Here is a 5,460-nt window from a genome sequence, read left to right on the forward strand (position 1 = left end):
CGTATAAGAAGTTTGGTTTAATAACGGTATATCATCCCACCGGAACTCCAACTTCTGTTGCCTTATTCGTTTCAGGAGATGGCGGCTGGAAGAATGGAGTTATTAATATGGCAAAGAATATTGCCAATCAGGGGGCATTGGTGTTAGGTATTGATGGCAAACGTTATGGCAATTATTTATCAAAAGAATCTGCTCAATGTTTATATCCAGCAGCGGATTTTGAAGAACTGAGTCTTTTTATCCAAAAGAAATACAAACTGACCAACTATCATAAGCCAGTACTTCTGGGGTATTCATATGGGGCTGTTCTGATATACGGAATATTGGCGCAGGCACCTGCAAATACATTTAAGGGGGCTATAGCTTTAGGCTTTTGCCCAGATATTAATATTAAAAAACCTATGTGTAAAGGTGCCGGACTCACACAGCATGTTTTAAAGCCGGGGGTTTCTTACTATCTGGAGGCTACAAAAAGCTTAACTGCCCCATTTATTGTTTTAAATGGGGTGAAAGATCAGACCTGCCCATTTGATGCTACTGCAGCTTTTTTAAAGGGGATGCCAATGACTGAACTTGTAACCTTAACAAAAGTAGGTCATGGATTTTCTATCGCTAATAATTGGCTTCCTGATTTTAATACGGCATATAAAAAAGTATTGGCTGCTCCATCCTTTAATGAGCAAAAATCTGCTTATGATTTCTTTAAAACTTCGCAACCTAAGGCTTATTCCGGTGGGATGCCATTAACACTGGTTCCATCTGGTAAAAAGAATAACCTGCCATTGGTTTTTATGATCTCTGGTGATGGTGGCTGGACTAGTTTTGATCAATCTCTGGCCGAATCAATGGCATCAAAAGGACTCTCAGTAATTGGCCTTGATGCACAAAAATATTTTTGGAATGTTAAAACTCCGGAGGGTGTAACTGCAGATTTAAGCAAGGCCATCGCATATTACAAACAGGAGTTTGGAAAAGAAAACTTTGTACTTGCCGGATACTCTTTTGGCGCTTCAGTTGTTCCGTTTCTGGCAAGCAGGTTGTCAGCTGAGTTGAAGGGCGACTTAAAGGCAGTTTTTTCACTTTCTCCTGATGTGACCGCTGATTTTGAAATTCACATTGCAGACATGCTTAGCATTGGAAGCTCGAATGATAAATATGATGTAATTGCAGAAATGAAAAAGATCAAATCATTAAAACCCCTGTGTGTTTTTGGGACAGAAGAAGATGCTGATGTTAAGGATAAATTTGTGAGAAATGGCATCAAAGTAACCAGTATTCCCGGTACTCATCATTTTAATGATGATTATTCAGCGATTTCTTCCGTTCTTTTAAAGGAGCTGGCAGAGTAAGTTTTTTTCTTATTCTATGGCTGATTTGTTAACTTTAAAAAACACTAACTTATGATTATGAAATATTTTTCACTGCTGTTGCTTTTCACTGCAATATCTTTCTCTGGCTTTACGCAAAACAAGGATGCCATCCTTGGAAAATGGATCAATTCAACCGGTGAGGCTCACGTAGAAATAGCCAAAAAAGGTGATAAATACTTTGGTAAAATAGTTTGGCTCAAAGAAACAAAAGACGACAAAGGAATTGTTAAAACGGATTTGAAAAACCCTGATGCAAGCTTGAAATCAAGACCCATACTAGGATTAGAAATACTTAAAGATTTTGTTTTTGCAGGTAGTAAATGGACTGATGGGACGATATATGATCCTAAGTCGGGTAAGACCTATAGCTGCAATATGACACTTAAAGATAACGGTCAGCTAAACATGAGAGGATATGTAGGTATCTCTCTGATTGGCAGATCAGAAGTTTGGAAAAGAGTTAAATAATGAAAAAACTAATCTGGTGCCTGGTTTTTTTGCCCTTATTAGGGTTCGGACAAACCTATGAGTTAATACCCTTAACAGGAGGTACAAATACAAGCTTAAGGGGTATGTCTATTGTTTCTGATCATGTTGCCTGGGTAAGTGGTAGTAATGGCAGTATTGGGAAAACTATTGATGGAGGTGTAACCTGGGAATGGATAATGCCTGCTGGGTATGAAACCCTTGATTTTAGAGATATTGAAGCCTTTGATGCGGATAGGGCGGTAGTTGTAAATGCGGGTGCTCCTGCGTTTATTTTACTCACGAAAGATGGTGGTAAAACATGGACAGAGCATTATAAGAATGTTGATTCTGCAATTTTTCTGGATGGTATGGACTTTTGGGATGGGCAAACAGGAATGACTTTTGGTGATCCGATCAAGAACAAGATGCAGCTTCTTAGAACAAGAGACGGTGGAACCTCATGGACAGATGTTTCGGATAATTTGAAAACAAATATGGCCCCGGGTGAAGCCAGCTTTGCTGCTAGTGGATCTACTATTAAAACAATCGGTAAGGGTAAAGTATGGATTGCAACCGGTGGTGCGGTATCTAATATTTACTTTTCGAACAATTACGGATACACCTGGAAGGTTTTTAAATGTCCTATTTTACAGGGAGAAAGTAGCACCGGTCCGTTCTCTATCGCATTTTTTGACAAGAACAAAGGGGTTGTTGTTGGTGGGAATTATTTAAAAGATAAAGAGAATACCAATAATGTATTGTTGACCAATGACGGAGGACAGAGCTGGAAAAAACCTCTAAAGCCTGTAAGCGGTTTCCGTTCGGGAGTTGCTTATGTTAATTCAAAGGTTTTGCTGGCAACCGGCACATCCGGCACTGATGTATCTAAAGATGGAGGGTTGAATTGGCATAATATTTCCACCTCAAGCTTCAATGTGGTCCAAAAAGCAAAAAAGGGTAAGCTTATTCTTTTAGCGGGAAACAAGGGAGAGATTTATAAACTTACAATTGCAGCCAAGTAACACGAACTGAGAATATGATAAATAAAGTCCATCACATTGCGATAATATGTAGTGACTATGAAGTTTCGAAAGCATTTTATACTGATGTTTTAGGACTTACAATAATTAGAGAAGTATATAGAGCCGAAAGGTTATCGTACAAGCTAGATCTGGCATTAAATGGCATTTACATTATAGAACTTTTCTCTTTCCCTGATCCGGTTAAACGTCCTTCAAGACCAGAAGCTGCAGGATTAAGACATCTTGCTTTTGAAGTAGATGATCTTGATAAGGTGATTAGTGTGCTTAATAGTAAAGGTGTAGAAGCTGAACCGATCCGTGTTGATGAGTTTACTGATAAACGTTTTACTTTTATTTCTGATCCCGACCAACTCCCGATTGAATTTTATGAAAAATAATATTTTTTTTACCTCTGATACAATAAATAGAATATTTAGGCGTCTATGTATATGAGAGCGTTAATTTAGATAGCGGGGATACGGCGGATTGCTGTATCCCCGTTTCTTTTCGCAATAGTTTTTCTTTCTGATCTGGAAATACATTTCTGCTGTTAAATAGCAAAGCCAGGTCATCCAACCTGGCTGCTTTTTAAACAAAACTTAGATCTAACCAAACATCTAATGATTCAGACAATGTAGAAATTGAACTGGACGTCAAGGGCGGATTCGAACCGCCGTCAAAGGTTTTGCAGACCCTCACCTAACCACTCGGCCACATGACTATGGGACAAATATAAATAAAGTCTACTAAAACTGTAGACTTTATTTATATTTTTTTTCAAACTTTATTTTTTTATCCATGAGCCCAACCAAAACGGAATAAACCATACCATATTGGAAGACTATTTTTATTGGCTAAAAGGCAAGAAATAGGTGGTAAACGGCTTTATTTAATTACAAAGGGCATTTCTTGCTTGTAAGCTTTATATGGGCATCTCATTTGATAAAGCCGTTCATTAATCTTTTAAAAAAATGGAAAATCAAATGATATTTGTTCGTATCGCTACCGTCGCTGATATAAAACATGTTGATGAAATCGTTAAAGAAACTGAATCTTCGGCAATTGCCAGAGGATCTGGGATCGCAAAGCGCAGTCCCGAATCTATCGCCCAAAAGATAAAAGAAGGAAAAGCTGTTATTGCAGTAACCGGGGGTGGTGAATGGGTTGGGTTCTCTTATTTTGAAGTTTGGGAAAACAGCTCCTTTGTGTCTAACTCTGGTTTAATTGTAGCTCCCAAATTCAGAAATGCTGGTGTGGCTAAGGCAATTAAGGAAAGGATATTTAAAATTTCAAGAAGAATATATCCAGAGGCCAAGATATTTAGCATTACATCTGGAGCGGCAATTATGAAAATGAATTATCAACTGGGTTTTGAACCGGTAACATTTGACCAAATTACGCATGATGAACATTTTTGGGAGGGCTGTAAAAGCTGTATTAATTACAATGTTCTTGAGGGTAAAAAAAGATGCAATTGCTTATGTACAGCTATGTTATTTGATCCTCACAAAGAAAGTTTTAGCAGTTATGCTTTAACACAAGCCACTGAAAAGTGTGAGATGACTCTTGATTGTATTGCCTGTCCAAAATTAAGCCTTGCCGCAGGAGCAGAAGGCACTAATGCTATTTGCAGCGCTTTAACAGATATTTTATGGTTTTCTGAATATATATATCCAATTGAATCAGACCTTCCAGATCCAGTTAAAATGACCGTTACAAATGTAAATATGGACGGTGGACAAAACTGCAGCTCAAAAGAGTGTCGGTTCACCGTTGAAATTGTTTACGATCATAATTATACTGAAAAGGAGATTTTAAATACAATTAGAAATCATACAAGATGTAAATTTACAGTAAGGCAGGATGTTTTTAATGTTTCTATTATAGACGATTCCGTCTACGAACAGCAACTTGTCTTGAATAATTGCTAATATTGTTGAAATTATCAGCGATGCAAAACACCGTTTTAATAATAGACGACGAGAAAAAGATCTGCAGCCTGCTGGCGCGCATCATTGAATTGGAAGGCTTCAAGGTTTTTCAGGCAAATACAGGCAAAGAAGGCCTGAAAATTCTAGCTGCCCAGGATGTATATGTAGTAATTAGTGATGTAAAACTTCCGGATATTAATGGAGTTGAACTCGTAAAAGAGATCAAGAAAATAAAACCTTATACCGAGGTGATCAATCTGACTGCTTTTGGTACAATACAAGATGGTGTAATGGCAATGCGCAATGGCGCTTTTGATTATATTACTAAGGGGGATGATAATGACAAAATCATCCCCCTTGTTTATAAAGCATTAGATAAAGCCAAACTCCAGTTTAGGATTAGTGAACTGGAAAATAAAGTAGCCAGAAAATATGATTTTACGGGCATACTTGGTCAGTCTAAGGCTATTAAAGAAGCGATAGCGCTATCTGAAAAGGTTGCCGGTACAGATACTACTGTTCTTTTACTTGGCGAGACGGGTACGGGGAAAGAGGTGTTCGCACAAGCGATACATTACGAAAGTTTAAGGAAAATGAAGCCTTTCGTTGCCGTAAACTGTAGCGGATTTAATCATGAACTTTTAGAAAGTGAATTGTTTGGGCATAAAG

General features: G+C 37.9%; 6 protein-coding genes and 1 tRNA gene. 6 read left to right on the forward strand and 1 reads right to left on the reverse strand.

What is annotated here, in order from left to right:
- The 4 genes from AC1DG9_RS22620 to gloA2 all read left to right on the forward strand — a co-directional run.
- Nucleotides 1-1,349: AcvB/VirJ family lysyl-phosphatidylglycerol hydrolase (locus AC1DG9_RS22620; RefSeq protein ID WP_477635282.1), on the forward strand; the 1,349-nt coding region annotated here is incomplete at its 5' end.
- A 57-nt stretch (nt 1,350-1,406) separates the two neighbouring features.
- The gene (locus AC1DG9_RS22625; protein ID WP_216854363.1) at nt 1,407-1,838 is read left to right on the forward strand and encodes a DUF2147 domain-containing protein; all 432 of its coding nucleotides are present in this window, start codon (nt 1,407-1,409) and stop codon (nt 1,836-1,838) included.
- Nucleotides 1,838-2,860, forward strand: a complete 1,023-nt coding sequence (locus AC1DG9_RS22630) for a WD40/YVTN/BNR-like repeat-containing protein (RefSeq protein WP_477611740.1) — start codon at nt 1,838-1,840, stop codon at nt 2,858-2,860. The genes AC1DG9_RS22625 and AC1DG9_RS22630 overlap by 1 nt, the downstream gene beginning before the upstream one ends.
- A gap of 14 nt (nt 2,861-2,874) precedes the next feature.
- On the forward strand, nt 2,875-3,258 hold the full coding sequence (gene gloA2 / locus AC1DG9_RS22635) for an SMU1112c/YaeR family gloxylase I-like metalloprotein (RefSeq protein WP_288880886.1): 384 nt from the start codon (nt 2,875-2,877) through the stop codon (nt 3,256-3,258).
- Nucleotides 3,259-3,507: 249 nt separating this feature from the next.
- Here the strand turns inward: gloA2 and AC1DG9_RS22640 are convergent.
- Nucleotides 3,508-3,581: transfer RNA gene (locus AC1DG9_RS22640), tRNA-Cys, on the reverse strand.
- A 250-nt stretch (nt 3,582-3,831) separates the two neighbouring features.
- On the opposite strand from AC1DG9_RS22640, the gene AC1DG9_RS22645 reads away from it, so the two are divergent.
- Both AC1DG9_RS22645 and AC1DG9_RS22650 read left to right on the forward strand, forming a co-directional pair.
- Nucleotides 3,832-4,791 carry a zinc-binding metallopeptidase family protein gene (locus AC1DG9_RS22645; protein ID WP_216854362.1) on the forward strand — a complete coding sequence of 320 codons (960 nt, stop codon included), beginning with the start codon at nt 3,832-3,834 and terminating at the stop codon, nt 4,789-4,791.
- Nucleotides 4,792-4,811: 20 nt separating this feature from the next.
- Nucleotides 4,812-5,460: sigma-54-dependent transcriptional regulator (locus AC1DG9_RS22650; protein ID WP_477635283.1), on the forward strand; the 649-nt coding region annotated here is incomplete at its 3' end.

The organism is Pedobacter sp. 05L430, from assembly GCF_056397585.1.

Coding starts and splice junctions, on each gene's coding strand:
- AC1DG9_RS22625 (WP_216854363.1), top strand. CDS start 1,407: ATGAAATATTTTTCACTGCTGTTGCTTTTCACTGCAATATCTTTCTCT.
- AC1DG9_RS22630 (WP_477611740.1), top strand. CDS start 1,838: ATGAAAAAACTAATCTGGTGCCTGGTTTTTTTGCCCTTATTAGGGTTC.
- gloA2 (WP_288880886.1), top strand. CDS start 2,875: ATGATAAATAAAGTCCATCACATTGCGATAATATGTAGTGACTATGAA.
- AC1DG9_RS22645 (WP_216854362.1), top strand. CDS start 3,832: ATGGAAAATCAAATGATATTTGTTCGTATCGCTACCGTCGCTGATATA.